17 protein-coding genes are annotated in these 14550 nt (G+C 68.1%); 11 read left to right on the forward strand and 6 right to left on the reverse strand.

Annotated elements, in window-relative coordinates; genetic code table 11:
• The 5 genes from VF647_05890 to VF647_05910 all read left to right on the forward strand — a co-directional run.
• Positions 1 to 1684, forward strand: a 1684-nt coding sequence (locus tag VF647_05890; protein ID HEX8451605.1) for a carbon starvation CstA family protein, incomplete at its 5' end; no start/stop codon positions are given.
• 156 nt (positions 1685 to 1840) lie between these two features.
• Positions 1841 to 2431: a hypothetical protein gene (locus tag VF647_05895; protein HEX8451606.1), complete on the forward strand. Its 591-nt coding sequence runs from the start codon at positions 1841 to 1843 to the stop codon at positions 2429 to 2431.
• Positions 2428 to 3453, forward strand: coding sequence for a DUF262 domain-containing protein (locus VF647_05900; GenBank protein ID HEX8451607.1), 1026 nt, complete (start codon positions 2428 to 2430; stop codon positions 3451 to 3453). The genes VF647_05895 and VF647_05900 overlap by 4 nt, the downstream gene beginning before the upstream one ends.
• Before the next feature lie 320 nt (positions 3454 to 3773).
• Complete coding sequence (locus VF647_05905; protein ID HEX8451608.1) at positions 3774 to 4040, forward strand: addiction module protein; 267 nt, start codon at positions 3774 to 3776, stop codon at positions 4038 to 4040.
• A gap of 114 nt (positions 4041 to 4154) precedes the next feature.
• The gene (locus tag VF647_05910) at positions 4155 to 4385 is read left to right on the forward strand and encodes a hypothetical protein (GenBank protein ID HEX8451609.1); all 231 of its coding nucleotides are present in this window, start codon (positions 4155 to 4157) and stop codon (positions 4383 to 4385) included.
• Between the two features lie 96 nt (positions 4386 to 4481).
• Here VF647_05910 and VF647_05915 read toward each other — a convergent pair whose 3' ends face one another.
• A complete protein-coding gene (locus VF647_05915) occupies positions 4482 to 6872 on the reverse strand; it encodes a DUF5916 domain-containing protein (GenBank protein HEX8451610.1) in 2391 nt (796 codons plus the stop codon).
• Positions 6873 to 7015: 143 nt separating this feature from the next.
• On the opposite strand from VF647_05915, the gene VF647_05920 reads away from it, so the two are divergent.
• On the forward strand, positions 7016 to 7699 hold the full coding sequence (locus VF647_05920) for a DUF4349 domain-containing protein (GenBank protein ID HEX8451611.1): 684 nt from the start codon (positions 7016 to 7018) through the stop codon (positions 7697 to 7699).
• 23 nt (positions 7700 to 7722) lie between these two features.
• Positions 7723 to 8154 carry a VOC family protein gene (locus VF647_05925; GenBank protein ID HEX8451612.1) on the forward strand — a complete coding sequence of 144 codons (432 nt, stop codon included), beginning with the start codon at positions 7723 to 7725 and terminating at the stop codon, positions 8152 to 8154.
• Positions 8155 to 8164: 10 nt separating this feature from the next.
• On the opposite strand, the gene VF647_05930 is transcribed toward VF647_05925, so the two are convergent.
• Together VF647_05930 and VF647_05935 are read right to left on the reverse strand one after the other, a co-directional pair.
• Positions 8165 to 9112: a c-type cytochrome gene (locus tag VF647_05930; protein ID HEX8451613.1), complete on the reverse strand. Its 948-nt coding sequence runs from the start codon at positions 9110 to 9112 to the stop codon at positions 8165 to 8167.
• Between the two features lie 166 nt (positions 9113 to 9278).
• Complete coding sequence (locus VF647_05935) at positions 9279 to 10559, reverse strand: M12 family metallo-peptidase (GenBank protein HEX8451614.1); 1281 nt, start codon at positions 10557 to 10559, stop codon at positions 9279 to 9281.
• 390 nt (positions 10560 to 10949) lie between these two features.
• On the opposite strand from VF647_05935, the gene VF647_05940 reads away from it, so the two are divergent.
• Entirely contained in the window at positions 10950 to 11327 is a 378-nt protein-coding gene (locus VF647_05940) for a hypothetical protein (protein HEX8451615.1), read from the forward strand.
• 25 nt (positions 11328 to 11352) lie between these two features.
• Positions 11353 to 11640 carry a hypothetical protein gene (locus tag VF647_05945; GenBank protein HEX8451616.1) on the forward strand — a complete coding sequence of 96 codons (288 nt, stop codon included), beginning with the start codon at positions 11353 to 11355 and terminating at the stop codon, positions 11638 to 11640.
• Positions 11641 to 11829: 189 nt separating this feature from the next.
• Here VF647_05945 and VF647_05950 read toward each other — a convergent pair whose 3' ends face one another.
• The 3 genes from VF647_05950 to VF647_05960 all read right to left on the reverse strand — a co-directional run bounded on the left by VF647_05950 (position 11830) and on the right by VF647_05960 (position 13503).
• Positions 11830 to 12486 carry a hypothetical protein gene (locus tag VF647_05950; GenBank protein HEX8451617.1) on the reverse strand — a complete coding sequence of 219 codons (657 nt, stop codon included), beginning with the start codon at positions 12484 to 12486 and terminating at the stop codon, positions 11830 to 11832.
• 141 nt (positions 12487 to 12627) lie between these two features.
• Complete coding sequence (locus VF647_05955; protein HEX8451618.1) at positions 12628 to 13251, reverse strand: hypothetical protein; 624 nt, start codon at positions 13249 to 13251, stop codon at positions 12628 to 12630.
• A gap of 33 nt (positions 13252 to 13284) precedes the next feature.
• Entirely contained in the window at positions 13285 to 13503 is a 219-nt protein-coding gene (locus VF647_05960; protein HEX8451619.1) for a hypothetical protein, read from the reverse strand.
• Positions 13504 to 13709: 206 nt separating this feature from the next.
• Between VF647_05960 and VF647_05965 the strand changes: the two genes are divergently transcribed.
• Both VF647_05965 and VF647_05970 read left to right on the forward strand, forming a co-directional pair.
• Positions 13710 to 14174 (forward strand): DinB family protein, encoded by a 465-nt coding sequence (locus tag VF647_05965; GenBank protein ID HEX8451620.1) that lies wholly within the window; start codon positions 13710 to 13712, stop codon positions 14172 to 14174.
• Positions 14175 to 14250: 76 nt separating this feature from the next.
• Positions 14251 to 14547 carry a YciI family protein gene (locus VF647_05970; protein ID HEX8451621.1) on the forward strand — a complete coding sequence of 99 codons (297 nt, stop codon included), beginning with the start codon at positions 14251 to 14253 and terminating at the stop codon, positions 14545 to 14547.
• Positions 14548 to 14550: the final 3 nt, after the last annotated feature.

Genomic DNA, 14550 nt, shown 5'->3' on the forward strand with positions numbered 1-14550 from the left:
GGTGCAGGACTTCATCATCCTCTTCGCATCCATGCGCCGCGACGGCAAGTCGCTGGGGCAGATGGCGCGCGAGGAGATCAACACGACCGCCGGGTTGATCTCCATGGTGGCCGTCCTCGCCATCATGGCGATCCTGCTGGCCGTGCTCGCGCTCATCGTCGTCAACGCGCTGGCGCATTCGCCCTGGGGGCTCTTCACCATCGCCTGCACCATTCCCATCGCCCTGCTGATGGGGTGGTGGATGCACGCCTTCCGCCCCGGCCGCGTGGGCGAGGCATCCGCGATCGGGGTGGTGCTGGTGATGGCGGCGGTGGTGGCCGGCGGCTGGGTGGCCAGGAACCCGGCGTGGGCCGCCGTCTTCACCGTCGAGAAGACGACGCTCGTCTGGCTGATGGCCGCGTACGGCTTCGTCGCGTCCGTGCTCCCGGTGTGGGTCCTTCTCTGCCCGCGCGACTACCTGAGCACCTTCCTCAAGATCGGCACCATCCTGGGGCTCGCGGTGGGGATCCTGGTGTCGCTCCCCGTCATCCACATGCCGGCGATGACGAAGTTCGTGGATGGCACGGGGCCCGTGTTCAGCGGCAAGCTCTTCCCCTTCGCCTTCATCACCGTGGCGTGCGGGGCCATCAGCGGCTTCCACGCGCTGGTCGCCAGCGGCACCACACCCAAGATGCTGGAGCGCGAGTCCGATGCGCGCCTGGTGGGCTACGGCGCCATGCTCATGGAGTCGTTCGTCGGCGTGATGGCGATGGTCGCGGCCTCCATCCTGGAGCCGGGCGTCTACTTCGCCATCAACGCCCCCGCCGGCGTGGTGGGCGCCACCGTGGAGACGGCCACGCGCACCATCGCCACCTGGGGCTTCGTGGTCACCCCCGAAGACATGACGCGCCTCGCCGCGCAGATGGGCGAGACGACGCTCCTGGCACGCACCGGAGGCGCGCCGTCGCTGGCGGTGGGGATGTCGCAGATCTTCAGCGGCGTCTTCGGCGGGTCGGGGATGTCGGCGCTCTGGTACCACTTCGCCATCATGTTCGAGGCGCTCTTCATCCTCACCACCATCGACACCGGCACGCGCGTCGGCCGCTTCATGCTGCAGGAGCTGCTGGGGCACGTGTGGAAGCCGCTCGGGCGCACCTCGTGGTACCCCAGCATCGTCCTTTCCAGCGGGCTGATCGTCTTCGGCTGGGCCTACTTCCTCTACCAGGGCGTGGTGGACCCGCTGGGCGGCATCAACTCGCTCTGGCCCCTCTTCGGCATCTCCAACCAGCTCCTGGCCGCCGTCGCGCTCTGCGTGGGGACGACGGTGCTAATCAAAAGCGGCAAGGCGCGCTTCGCCTGGACGACGCTCCTGCCGCTCGCCTGGCTCTGCGCCGTCACCTTCACCGCCGGCTGGCAAAAGGTCTTCGCCGCCGACCCCAAGCTGGGCTTCCTGGCCCACGCCGCCATGATCCGCGACAAGCTCGCCGCCGGCCAGCTCCCCCCCGGCGCCAAGACCCTCGCCGACGCGCGCCACATGATCTTCAACGACCGCCTTGACGCCGTCGTCGCGCTCGCCTTCATGGCCGTCGCCGTGCTGGTGATCGTCGTCTCGGTGCGCGAGTGGCTGCTCTTGCTCCGGCACCGCAAGCCTGCGGTGCTGTGCGAGGCGCCGTTCGTGGCGAGCGGGCTGGTGGCGGGGGATTGAGATCGACAGCTAAATTAGACGACTACCTCGGCCGCCTGACGAGACTGAACGCGAGGGGCTAACAAGGTGAGCGCGTGCGTGCTAGCTTCACTTAAGCGCAGTCTTAGCGACCTCCTCATTTTTATTCTACCTTACCTTCCAACGCGCTTGAGGCAAATGCCCGATGATCCGGTCATCATAGAGCGAATAGCAAGGTTTAAAAACGACCTTGCGCTTATGAACCCGCCTCAACTCGTCAGGAAGTATGTCGCTTTTGGCGATGCGTACATCCTCCCAGATGACCAGTTTTTTTCATTGAAAGAGGAAGTGGCCCACCACTTCCAAGTTCACCCGAACCAAGTGTTCTTAGTCGGTTCCGCGAAGCTCGGATTCAGCATTGCGCGTAGAAAGCGATATAGACCCTTCACAGACACTTCCGATATCGACGTGGCGGTAGTATCAGACCGGCTCTTCGACGGCATCTGGGAAGATGTATTTCGCTATCGATACCAAGTAGGATACTGGCCTCAGGAGAGCGAGTTTAAGAACTATCTCTTTCGCGGCTGGATCCGTCCAGACAAGCTTCCGCCGGCGAACTCATTTCGACTGGGGGCAGAATGGTGGGCTTTTTTCAGCGAACTTACGAGTAGCGGACGATACGGTGTGTACAAGATCGCTGCAGGGCTGTACCGTTCGGATTTTTTCTTTGAGAGTTACCAGAGCATTTGCGTAAGCGAATGCCAAGAGGAGGCGAGAATACAGCCATGAGAACGACCGCCACGAACCGTAAGCTTAGGACGCTCCTGACGGGGATCCGAAGCGGAGCACTAATTCCACGCCCTGAGTTTCAGCGCCGCCTCGTTTGGTCTAACCGGCACAAAGTAGCCTTCATCGGAACAGTGCTCGATGCTTATCCGTTTCCAGAGATCTACATTGCTGCCGGCCATGTGGACTCAGAGACAGGAGAGGGTACAGAGATGCTGGTTGATGGGCAGCAGCGCATCACCACTCTCTACCAGTATTTCCACGCATCCTCAGAGCTGAAGCTGCCGGCTGAGATCCCACCTTACTCCAACCTGTCCGAGGACGCGAAGATGGCGTTTCTCGAGTATGACGTGGTAGTACGAGACCTCGGACCCATGGGAATTCCGGAAATTAAGGAGATATTTACAAGGATCAACTCGACAAACTATGCACTGAATGCGATGGAGATACAAAACGCCCGATTCGAGGGCGACTTCAAGAAGTTTGGGGAGACGCTAGCAGAAAACCCGTTCTTCGAGCGTCACCGGGTCTTTAGTGCAGCTGACATTCGCCGGATGCACGATCTGCGCTTCGTGTTGACACTCGTTGTGACCATACTTTCCACATACTTCAACCGAGATGACGAACTCGACGCGTACTTGGCGAGGTTCAATGATGAATTTAGCGAGCGGGAACGTGTCACCCAAGAGCTCACTTGCGTTTTCGCCTATGTCGACAGTCTAGATTTTGATCTTAGAAGCCGAGTTTGGAGAAAACCAGATCTTTTTTCGACCCTAGTTGAACTTCATCGTGTCCTCGTGAAAGGTACGCGCGTTCCGGAGGCGGAAGCAGTCGCCCCAGAGTTGAAGAAGTTCTTCGCGAGAGTAGAATCTATCAACGAATCGGATGAAGCCGATTCGGAGTTGCTCGCTTACTATAAGGCCTCGATTCAGGCAACGAACGACCGTAGCAGCAGAATCACACGTGGGGCTATTATCCAGAGGGTCATCCGAGAGGCGTCAGGTGGGCAATTAACCGTGCTTTAGGTCCCATTGCGGCGAGCCGATCTTCAATTCGGCCACCAGCCGGTGGTGCCGAGCGATCCCGGAACGCGGCAACTGTGTAGCCGTTTGGCTGCAGGAGAAGACTGCCCGTGCAACCAGGGGCGGGTTTGCTATAGGCGCGGAAACCTGCGGCTCTACATAGGCCTTTGCGACATCCACGCCGCGCATGCCCATTTTTCTGGGAGCGAGGTGACGACTCAGCGCATGAAGAGCTACGTTCCCGGGCTGTTTGATTCGGCTCGGAAGGGGCATAATTGTCACTGCACATTCTTTTTCCTCGCGCTTCAGCGGATGGGGGGGGAGTGACCGGAATCTGGGACGCGGTCGGGCAGGATCTCCGTTTGGGAGTGACGACCTCCCCGCAGGCCGACGATGCAGCGGGCGGCCTCTCTGATGTTGAGCACGCGTGGGAGGGTGAGATCCGGCGCCGGTTGGCTGAGATCGAGGCGGGCACGGCGGACTTAATTCCCGCCGAAGATGTCTTCGCGGAACTGCGCCGCCGTCGCGCCGCGCTGGAGGACGATGGCGACAATGGCCAACCCCGGAGAACCGTCTTCGACCAGATCTGAGCACGAGACGGTGAGCGACTGGCGCATCGGCCCCTCCTTGTGACTCCGCTCAGCCCCTTCTGTGGGTGAGGTGCTTGTACGTATATTATACGTACAAGTAACGGGAGGTGCTAAGTGCAGAAGAAGCTCACCATCACGATGGACGAGGTAGTCTATGACGGCCTCTACCGGACCGTAGGGCCCCGTCGCATCAGCCAGTTCATCGAGGGACTGGTTCGGCCCCATGTGGTTGAAGCGGGCCTGCTGGCGGCGTACGCGGAGATGGCCGCGGACGAAGCGCGCGAGTCTGAGGCAGAGGACTGGTCCAACGCCCTGCTGCCTGATGTAGACAACCGAATTCGGTGAAGTGGGTGAAAGCGCCCTGTCTGTCGTAGGTGTGGAGATAAAAGGCGGGACCGCGGCCGCGGTCCCACCCCCTATCTCTACGTCCGTGCTACAGCCTCAGCGGCGGAACAGGTAGCTGATCTTGAAGAACAGCCCGTCCGCGCGCGGTTGGAGGCCGGCGAAGCGGAAGGCTTCGTCGTCGGTGACTTCGCGGCCGTAGCCGAGGAAGGCGACGGTGCCGGGGGAGGGGCGGTAGCTCAGGAGGAGGTCCAGGCGCAGCGGGTTGAGCTGCGGCTCCGAGTACGACGGGAGGTTGCCGCGGCGCACGCGGAACGGCTCGCCGTCGCGCAGGTACTCGCCGCCGTCCGGGGCGCGCAGGACGTCGACCTCCTCGACGGAGTACTGTGCCAGACCCCGTACGGCCAGGGCGCGGGTGAGCTGGTACTCCACGCGCAGCCGCGGCACCAGCGCCCGCGAGTAGCGCGAGTCGTCGGAGGCGCGGCGGAGGACCGAGTAGCGCAGCCGGCCGTCCACCCGCAGCGACGGGGTGGGGCGCAGTTCCACCGCGGCCGCGATGCCGCTCTCCGCGCCGCGCGTACCCTCCGCGAAGATGGGGGTGGCGCCTGCGAAGAGCTCCACGGCGATGTCCGCGGTCTTGAAGTGCGACGACTGCGCCTGCAGCGAGATGCTGTGCAGCCCGCCCATGCGCGGGTTCGGCCCGATCAGCGAGTCGCCGGTCTCCGTGCGGCCGTCCGGGCCGGTGCGCGAGAAGCCCGCGTAGTCGGCGAGGTGCAGGGTGTAGAAGGCGCGGTCCACGCCCAGCTCGACCTCCAGGTTCCCGCGCAGCGACGCCTTCGCCTCCACGGAGAGCGACCCCTCCACGGCCTCGTCACCACTCCAGAAGCCGCGCCCGTCCCAGTAGCGGCGGCCGCCCTGGCGCAGGTCGAGGCGCTGGAGGAGGGCGCCGCGCGCGCCGTACCAGGAGACGCGGTTGCCTCCGGAGATCTCCGTGATCCCACGCCGGCGCACGAAGCCGGTTTCGGTGCGGAAGCTGGAGGGGACGTCGCGCAGGGTGGCGAGATAGCCCCAGCGCCGGCCCGTGCGGTCCAGGTAGAGGTTGGCGATGTGCCCCACTTCGTCGTCGGTCGACACCGCCTGCCTCGCGCCGGGCGCTCCCGCCGAGTCGCGCCCGAAGGGGTCCGCGACCCACGAGCGCGTCCAGCTCCCGCCGCCCAGGATGCCCGCCGTGTACACACCGCCGAAGCGGATGCGCGCATCGGCCGCCGCCACGTGGTTGAAGGCGTCGCCGGTCTGGCGGCTGGTGGCGAGCGCCCCCAGCGTGGAGCCCGACGCGCCCACGTCGCGGCGCACGCGCGCGATGTGGACGACCGCCCGGTCTGCGCGCGGGGCGAAGCGGGCGGGTCGCGAGAGCGGGGCCTCGTCCACCGCGCCCAGGTACGCCAGGTTCAGCGCCCCCACCTTGCCGGTGAGCCGCGCGCCCACCGCCGGGTCCACCACCGAGCGGGTGTAGACCAGCGTCTCCGGCGTGGAGAAGAGGTCCGCGCCCTCCAGGAAGAACGGGCGCTTCTCCTGCAGCGAGATGGCGAAGCGCTCGTTGACGGTGATCTGGTCCGCGTCCGCCTCGATGGTGGAGAAGTCGGGGTTGATGGTGGCGTCGAGGGTCAGCTCGCTGGTGATGCCGTACTTGACGTTCACCCCCAGGTCGGGCTCGGTGGGGCCGCGCCGGAAGCCGTTCTCGCCGGTGCTCCCCTCGCGGCGCGCGGTGAGGGTGGGGTTGGCTTCGAAGAGGCGCCCCGGCCGCAGCCCGCGAATGCCGCGCAGCGTTCCGCTCTGCGCCAGCTCCGACGGCGTGCTCTGCAGGCGCGGCGCCCAGCTTTCCTGCGCGGCGGTGGCGGGGAGCACGCGGATGACGTTGAAGCCCCAGCGCTGCTCGCCGCCCGCGGGAAACTTCAGGCTCTTGAGCGGGATGCGCAGCTCCACCTCGTAGCCGTCGCCGGTGAGGCGCCCGCGCGAGTCGAAGAGGAAGTCGGGGGCGAAGTCCGTCCCGCGTCCCTCCGCCAGGATGCCATCCTGCTGGATCCCCAGCGGGTTGACGTAGAAGACGAAGGCGCGGCGCTGGTCCGCGAAGGTGTCCAGCAGGATGCGGACGTGGTCGTCGCTGGTGATCTGGTCGCGCTCGGCGAGCGTGGAGCGGATGCGCGACGGCTCGGCGGCGTACGCGCGCACGCCGATGTAGAGGTCGCGCGGCGTGTAGAACACGCGCACCTCCGTCCGCTCCGACGCCGGTGACCCCTCCGCCGGGCGGGACTGCGTGAAGTCGCCGAGGAGCGCCGCGGTGGACCACGCCTCCTCGTCCAGCCGGCCGTCCACGCGGATCTGCGCCGATTCCAGGCGCGGCGGGTCGGCCACGCGGGGAGTGCCGCGCAGGGTATCTTCCTGGAAAGGCGAAGCCGCCACGATTGCGGCGGCCAGGAGCGTTGCCATCATCTGCACACTGGGCGTTCGGGAAGGTGCAAACTATAACCACGCCGCGCCGCCCGGTCCACCCGGCCGATGACCTGTCGCGATCGCGCGGAGCGCATCATCTTGGGTCCACGCCCGCGCTTTCCACCCCCTCCGGGACTCCATCCATGCCCCGCAGCCGCTGGAGACTTGCCGCCTTAGCCATCCTCCTCTCGACGATGGCATGCAGCAGCAGCGTTCCGCCTTCGCCACCCGTGCCGGAGCCGGCCCCCGCGAGCGCCCCGGGCGACGCGCCGCGGCAGACGCCGCAAGGGGAGCGGCTCCTGGTGAGGCGCGCCGAGCTGGAGCTGTCCGCGCATCAGCCCGACTCGCTCGCCCCTCGCGTGGCGGAGATCATCCGCGGCGCCGGCGGGTTCGTGGCGAGCTCGGTGGTGGAGGAGGGGCACCGGCTGCGGATGTCGCTGCGCGTGCCGTCCCCCGCACTGGAGCCGACGCTCACGGCGCTTTCCGCGCTCGCCGAGGTGGAGCGGAGGGAGATGTCGGCGGTGGACGTGACGGAGCAGGTGTTCGACCTGGAGGCCCGGCTGCGGAACACGACGGCGGTGCGCGACCGTCTTCGCCAGCACCTGCAGCGCGCGGCGGGGGTGGGCGACATCATCGAGGTGGAGCGCGAGCTGGGGCGGGTGCAGGCCGAAGTGGAGGTGCTGGAGGGCCGCCTCAAGCGGATCCGCGAGGAGGCGGCGCTGTCGCAGATCACGCTGGAGGTCCACCAGAAGCGCATCCTGGGTCCGCTGGGCAAGCTCCTCGAAGGGATCGTGTGGTTCATCTCGAAGCTATTCGTCATCCGCTGAGCACCCTACAACGCAGCCGCGCAATGAGCGATGACCGACCGATCCCGGACACGCCGGGAGACCCGACGGGTGGGTTCGTGGCGCAGAGCCTGGAGGCCTCGCTGACCGCCGCCGACCTCGAGGCGAGCGCGGCCTGGTACGTGGACGTGCTGGGGTTCAGCCTGGACCACGAGTTCAGGCGCGAGGGAAGGCTCTTCGCGGTGAGGGTGCGCGCGGGCGCCGTCCAGCTCCTGCTCACCCGCGACGACGGGTCGCGCGGGGCGGAGCGGGTGAAGGGTGAGGGGATCTCGCTTCAGCTCACCACCCGCCAGGACGTGGACGAGGTCGCCGCGCGCATCCGGGCGCGCGGCGGCGTGCTGGCGACGGAGCCGTTCGACGCGTTCGGGAAGCGCGCCTTCCGGCTCCTGGACCCCGATGGATTCCGCATCACCATCTCCTCCCCGGACGCGCGCTGAAGCCTGCGCGTCACGCACCCGCGGAGCTTCGCCGCGGTACCGGGTTGCGGATGGGGGGCAGCGTCCGCAGGTAGCGGTAGAGCGCGGCGAGCTCGTCGTCGCTCATGCGGCGGTACTCGCGCCAGGGCATGAACGGGTGCAGCCGGGCGCCCGCGGGGTCGACGCCGGTGCGCAGCGTGCGCACGAAGTCGCCCTCGCTCCATCGCCCGATTCCCGTGGCGGAGTCGGGCGTGAGGTTCGACGGATTCGCCGGGAACGCCGCGGGGGGAGTCGCGTCGCCCGCGTACAGCCGGTCCCGGTCGGCGGCGGACTGGATGCCGCCGCGCGGTGTGTGGCAGTCCGCGCACAGCCCCGGGCCGTCCGCCAGGTAGCCGCCGTACTCCGCGGTGGGGCCGGGGCGCGGGGCCATCCCCTGCCGCGGGTGCGCGGGGTGCAGGATGACGGCGCGCGCCGCGCGGAACACCAGGTTGGGGCTGCTCCTGACCTCGTGGCGCACCGCGGGCTGGCTCTTGAGGTAGCGGGCGATGGCCATCGCGTCGCGCTCGGACATGGAGCTCAGCCACTCGTACGGCATCACCGGCGCCAGCAGGCGGCCGTCGCGGCTCACGCCGGTGCGGATGGCGCGCACGATCTCGGCGTCGCTCCACGCGCCGATCCCGGTGGCGGAGTCCGGGGTCAGGTTGGCGGCGCGAATCGTACCCAGGCGCCAGTTGCGGAACTCGGCTCCGCCGCTGAGCGGCCCATCCGCGTTCCTCGTGGCCGGGGGCGCGTGGCAGTGGCCGCAGACGGAGACGTTCCTCACCAGGTGCTCGCCCCTCTGCACCAGCCCCGCCGTGTCTCCCACGGCGGAGGCGCTGAGCGCGGGGAGAGGCGGCGAAGCGGGGCCGGCGCACCCGGCGACGATCGCGGCGAGCAGCGCAGGGAGGGCCGCGGAGTGCGGCGGGCGGGGGGTGGACATCGATGCCTCCGGGCACGGGTCCATGGGGTGCAGACTCCATCCCCAATACACCTTTCGCGGCGCCCACAGGCAAGGGTCATGATCGGCCGCGGGGATCCGTGCCGCAAAAGAAGTGGGGCGGGGCCGCGATCGCGGCCCCGCCCCGTCCTGCTTCCGTCCGTGCGGCCTAGCGGAAGGCCGCCACCGTCGCCGCGGTGTTGTTGAGCACGCGCGCGTTGTCCTCGTACGCGGCCGTCCCCATCACCTCACCCGTGGTCGGGTGGGTCTTGAGCGGGCTCGACCAGTACTGGATGCGCGTGCAGTTGTTGCAGTTGTTGCCGTAGGCCATCACCGTGCGCCAGGCCTTGGACGGCGGAATGTAGCCGTGGCCGTAGGCGTACGGCGTGGTGGTGGCGTCCATGTAGCGGTCGTGGCGGGCGCTCTGCAGGTGGCCCAGCTCGTGGCCGAACGAGTAGTAGCCCGTGATGCAGGTGTAGTGCGCCACGGCGAACGCGGTGGAGGCCGTGGAGCCGATCCCCGCCGCCTGGCCGCACGCCTCGCTGTCGTTCACTACCAGCATCACCATGTCCGCCGCGTACGTGTTGCGCAGCGTGTGCACGTTGTCCATGATGCCGTCCGTGGTGCTCTTGAGCGCCGTGACGTGCTGGGTGAAGCTGCGGTTGGCCTCGTTGTACGTGACCTGCGAGCTGTTCACGCCCACCATGTTGATGTTGATGCCGCTGTTGACGTACGACTGGTTGGTCTCGTCCACCGCGAGCTGGATCTGGCTGGCGATGTTGCCCGACGCGGTCGCGGCCGAGGCGGTGTACACCACCAGGACGTTGATCGTGGTGGCGGCGGCCAGGCTGCTCGTCGCGGCCGGGGCGATCCCCAGCGTGCGCGAGGCCAGCGGATTGCCGCCGAAGTCCTCCAGCGCGCCGCTCGGGTTGTCGGCCGTATGCTCCTGCGGGAAGCCGCTCTGGTCGATGCGCGAGACGGCGTGCAGCCCGCCGCCGATCGGCTCGACGGCGTACGACGTGTTGCCCACGCGCACGGTGGCGGTCACGCCGCCTTCCATGAACACCATCTGGACCCAGCCCTCGGCGCCGCGCACGGGGCCCGCCCACGAGACGTCGTCCGCCGCGCGGTTCACCACGCGCTCCCCGACGGCCACCACCTGAACGCCCGGCGCCACGGCGATGCGCAGGGCGGCACCGTGCTGGAGCATGCGCCCCGGCGCCGACGCCATGCGGGTAACGTGCACCTCGGCGGTGCTGGAGCGGCCGCGGATGGTGGCCAGACGGTCACGCTGCCCGGCATTCAGGGTCGGCTGCGAGACGAGCGTGAGGAGGTTCTCCTGCGCCGTGGCGCTCATGGAGTTGCTGGTGTCCGTGGGGGTGATCTCGTCGCCCTGGCATGCCGCCAGGCCGAACGATGCCGCGAGGACCAACGCGAGGCGTGCTCTCATGGGGTGCGTACTCCAATGGGTGGGGTGAGGTGGGGATGCATCCACGCTCCCGCGGAATGGAGAGCGTCGGATGTTTAGGAGGGTGTAATCGGATGCAGACAATAAGATCACCGATCCGCGCGAAAGTCAAGTGTTTCCCCGCGGGTAGAACGTATGTGCGGGGCTCGTGATTCGAGCGATCGGTGCGTGCCCCACCCCCACCCATTGGGCGCCGCATTCTACAACGCTCGTTTCCAAACACGGGGCGCGCGGGTCTGGCGGATTTCCACTGGATGGTGGGCGCGTGCGTGACTATCCTTGCCCGCGATCCGCCTCGCGGTGTCAGCCCATCGCCGGCTGGCGCGTTCTCGCGGCGCTGCTCTACCTCTTCTCGCGTTCCGGAGGCCGAAGATGACAGCTCCTCTCTCGAAGGTCTTGGCCGTGCTCGCGCTCACCGCCGCCGGGGCGTGCGCGCGCGCGTCCACGCTGGGCGGGCCCTCGGGGGCGCCGTATGCGCGCGGACCGGTCGAGGCGTTCACCCACAGCGCGACGGCATCCAACCTCCTGGTACGTGGCGGGCCGGGCTCGCGCGAGTCGTGCGGCATCTCCGCGACGGTGGACGCGCGGACGCGCTACTACCAGAAGCAGGCGTCCGGCGAGCTCCGCACGATTCCCCGCTCCACCGTCGCGGTGGGAGACACGGTGGAGGTGTACGTGGATGGCCCGATCGCGGAATCGTGCCCGCCACAGGGGTACGGCTCCGCGGTGGTGCGCGTAACCCGGCCGTGATCCGCGTTCGCGCTGGGACCCGCCCATGTGGGCGCTGACGGTCGTCGTGTTCGTCATCTGCATGGGCCCGCCGGTGATCTTTGGGAACCTGTACTGGTCCCGGATGGCGGCGGCGGTGCGACGCAGCGGCCGCGGCTACGACCGGGTAGGTGGCGGGCTGCGGATCATCGCGCAGTTCAGAGCGATGATGGAGGAAGAGCAGGACCTCGATAAGAAGCGTGAGTACGCGTCGCTGTTGAGGCGGTTCCTGGTTTCATCGGCTCCCGCGCTGGGCTGGTTCACCTACCTCGCGTACGTCGCGGCCACCTTTTGACGCCACGAGCCACTCACGTTAGGGCGCAGCGGGAGAACAACAGAGAAAAGCCTCACACAGAGGACACAGAAGGAACAGAAAGCCACAGAGAAAACCTTTGTCGGTTCTCTCTGTGGCTCTGTGTCTCTGTGTGAGCTTGCAGTTGCAGTTTCTCTCTGCGCCTCCGCGTCTCCGCGTGAGACCCGCCGTTCAGGAAGCCAGGCCGAAGCAGTAAAAGAGCGCGTCGCCGCCGGTGGAGCGAAGGTTCTCCTGGCTGCAGCCGCGCGACGGGTGCGCGGAGTTCCACGAGGTAGGAGCCTCGCCGCCGCCGGTGCGGTCGTGGTGGCCGACCTGGGCGCTCCCTTCGCCGCCGCTCGTCCAGTTGGCGCAGGTGCGGTCCTCGCCGGCCGGGAAGGCGGTGCCGTCCGCCCGCGAGCCGGTCAGGATGTCGTGGCGGTTGGGAGTGTCGCCGCGCCCTGAGACGACTTCGCCGCGCTCGTTGAGCGACGTCTGCTTGCCGAGGCCGTTGGAGTCCGCGTGCAGCTCGGCGACGCTGGCGGCCACCCGCACGCCGCGCGCGTTGTGCCATGGGCCGATGCCGATGCGGTCGCGCGCGTTCACGGCCGGCTGCCCGCCCGCGGCCTGCGTGCTCAGGTACGCGCGCCACGTGCGCCCGAGGGTCCCCGCCGCCTCCGCCAGCCTGCGGCAGTGCTCGTCCGCCCCCGCCAAGCCGCCCAGCGACGCGCCGTTTCCGGGCCCGGCGCTGGTGATGAAGAAGCTCATTCCCTTGCCCCCAGCGCTCCCGGGGCCGGCGGTGGCGCACGCGCTGAGGACGGCGGTCAACAGGATGGCGATCTGCGGCTTCATCTAGGTCTCCGGCGCTCGATGGGACGGCGGCGATGCGCGGGCGCGCTCGCGACCGGCGTGCGACCGCACGAGCGGTGCCGGAGGAACGGCGAAGCCCCTCCACCAGGCCGGCGGAGGGGCTTCAGGGTGTACATCGGCGCGTCAGGCGTAGTCCCAGTGCACCACGGCGAAGGAGTCCACGGTGATGCGCGGGTCGCCGAAGAGGAGGGCGGTGTGCAGCCAATCCACCTGCGCCGCGCCGACTTCGGACTTGGCGTTGGGCGCGCCGCGCTTCGTCTGCAGGAAGGCGAAATGGCCGTCGCGCCACGCGTACACGTCCCAGCACCCAGCGTAGCGCTTCGCCGCCCGCCGCGCGACCCCGGCGAGGACCTGCCGCGGCTCCTCTTCCTCCAGCACGCGGTTGCGTTGCTCCGCGCGCGGCACGTCTTCCCAGTGCGTGAGGTACTTCCACACTTCGCCGCCCGCGCCGGTGGTGTTCACCCAGCGGCCGCTCCAGCCGTCGCGCTCCAGCAGGCGCAGCACGGCGAGCTCGGGCATCAGGTGCTCCCCGTCCAGCTCGACCATCGCGGCGGCCTTCCTGCCGAGGTCGTCCACAAAGGGCGCGCCCCGCCAGCGCGGAAGCCGCAGGAACACGCCGGCCACGTCCGCCACCACCCGGCCGGGCATGTGGACGTGGGTCTTGAGCGGAACGCGGTAGCCGGTCCGCTCCGCCCGGGGCAGGAGGGCCTGCAGCCAGGGCGGAGACGTGGGTTCGGAGGCGCTCACGGGAGCGGCGGGCTCGCGTGAGCCGGGCCGTCGCTACGCCGTCGGGGGCGACTCCATCCCCGGCGACGAGCCTTCCGCGGAGGGCGCGCCGGACTCGCGGGCGGCCATCCCGTCGCGCTCGCCCTTTTCGCGCGACTGGCGGGTGTACTGGTCCTCGGTGAAGACGGCGAGGACCTTGTCCAGGAGGGGGCGCGGCTTTCCGTGCACTGCACGCTCGAACGCTTCGGTGTACGCCTGTTTGTTCGCGCTCATCGACCACCTCAGAAACGGGGGATACGGCTGCACCTTTCCCAGTATAGCACGCGCGCCGCGGAAACACCCGAAGTTTTTTTCGGGATACGATACGCGGCTGCGCGATCGGCTGCACACCCCGGGCCGTAAAACCGTTGTACGCCGCGCCCCCTCGCCTTTACGTTGCGGTCTGATGCTCTTCTCTCCCCCTTCACCCGCATCGGCACATGGACGAGCAGCTTCTGGAGACGTGGGCGATCCACAGCCGCATCAACCTGTACCTCCTCGACGCCATCCCCGCGGAGGCGCTGGGCGACGTCTCGGCTTCGAAGGGGCGGACGGTGGCCGAGCAGTTCGCGCACGTGCACAACGTGCGGCTGATGTGGCTGAAGCAGGCCGCGCCCGAGCTGCTCGCCGGGCTCGAAAAGGTGGAAAAGACGGACGCGGCCGATCATCTGCGGCTGCGCGCGGCGCTGGAGAGCTCGGCCACCGCCATCGCCGAGCTGCTGCGGCAGAGCCTCGCGGCCGGCGGCAGGGTGAAGGGCTTCAAGCCGCACGTGACGGCGTTCCTGGGCTACCTGATCTCCCACGAGTCGCACCACCGCGGGCAGATCGCGCTCACGCTCAAGCAGGCGGGCCATCCGCTGGACAAGAAGACCGCCTACGGCATCTGGGAGTGGGGCGTGCGCTGACGGATGCGGCGGGCACGCGCGCCGTGTAGCTTTGCGGACCGCCTGCAGGGCATCCACGACCTCACACCGACGGGACATGAACTTCTTCTGCAAGCTGCTGCCGCCGAGGGCCACCTTCGTGATGGACATGACCGAAGCCGAGATGCGGCTGATGCAGGAGCACGCCGCGTACTGGCACGATGCGGTGGCGCGCGGCAACGTGATCACCTTCGGCATGGTGGCGGACCCGAGCGGCCCGTTCGGAATGGGCGTGGTGGAGTTCGCGAGCGAGGCCGAAGTCCTCGACTTCACCGACGGCGACCCCACCATCCGCTCCGGCCAGGGCTTCGCCTTCGAGATCCATCCCATGCCGATGGGCGCGGTGCGCGGCTGAAGC

The sequence above is a fragment of the Longimicrobium sp. genome (assembly GCA_036387335.1).
Classification (GTDB): domain Bacteria; phylum Gemmatimonadota; class Gemmatimonadetes; order Longimicrobiales; family Longimicrobiaceae; genus Longimicrobium.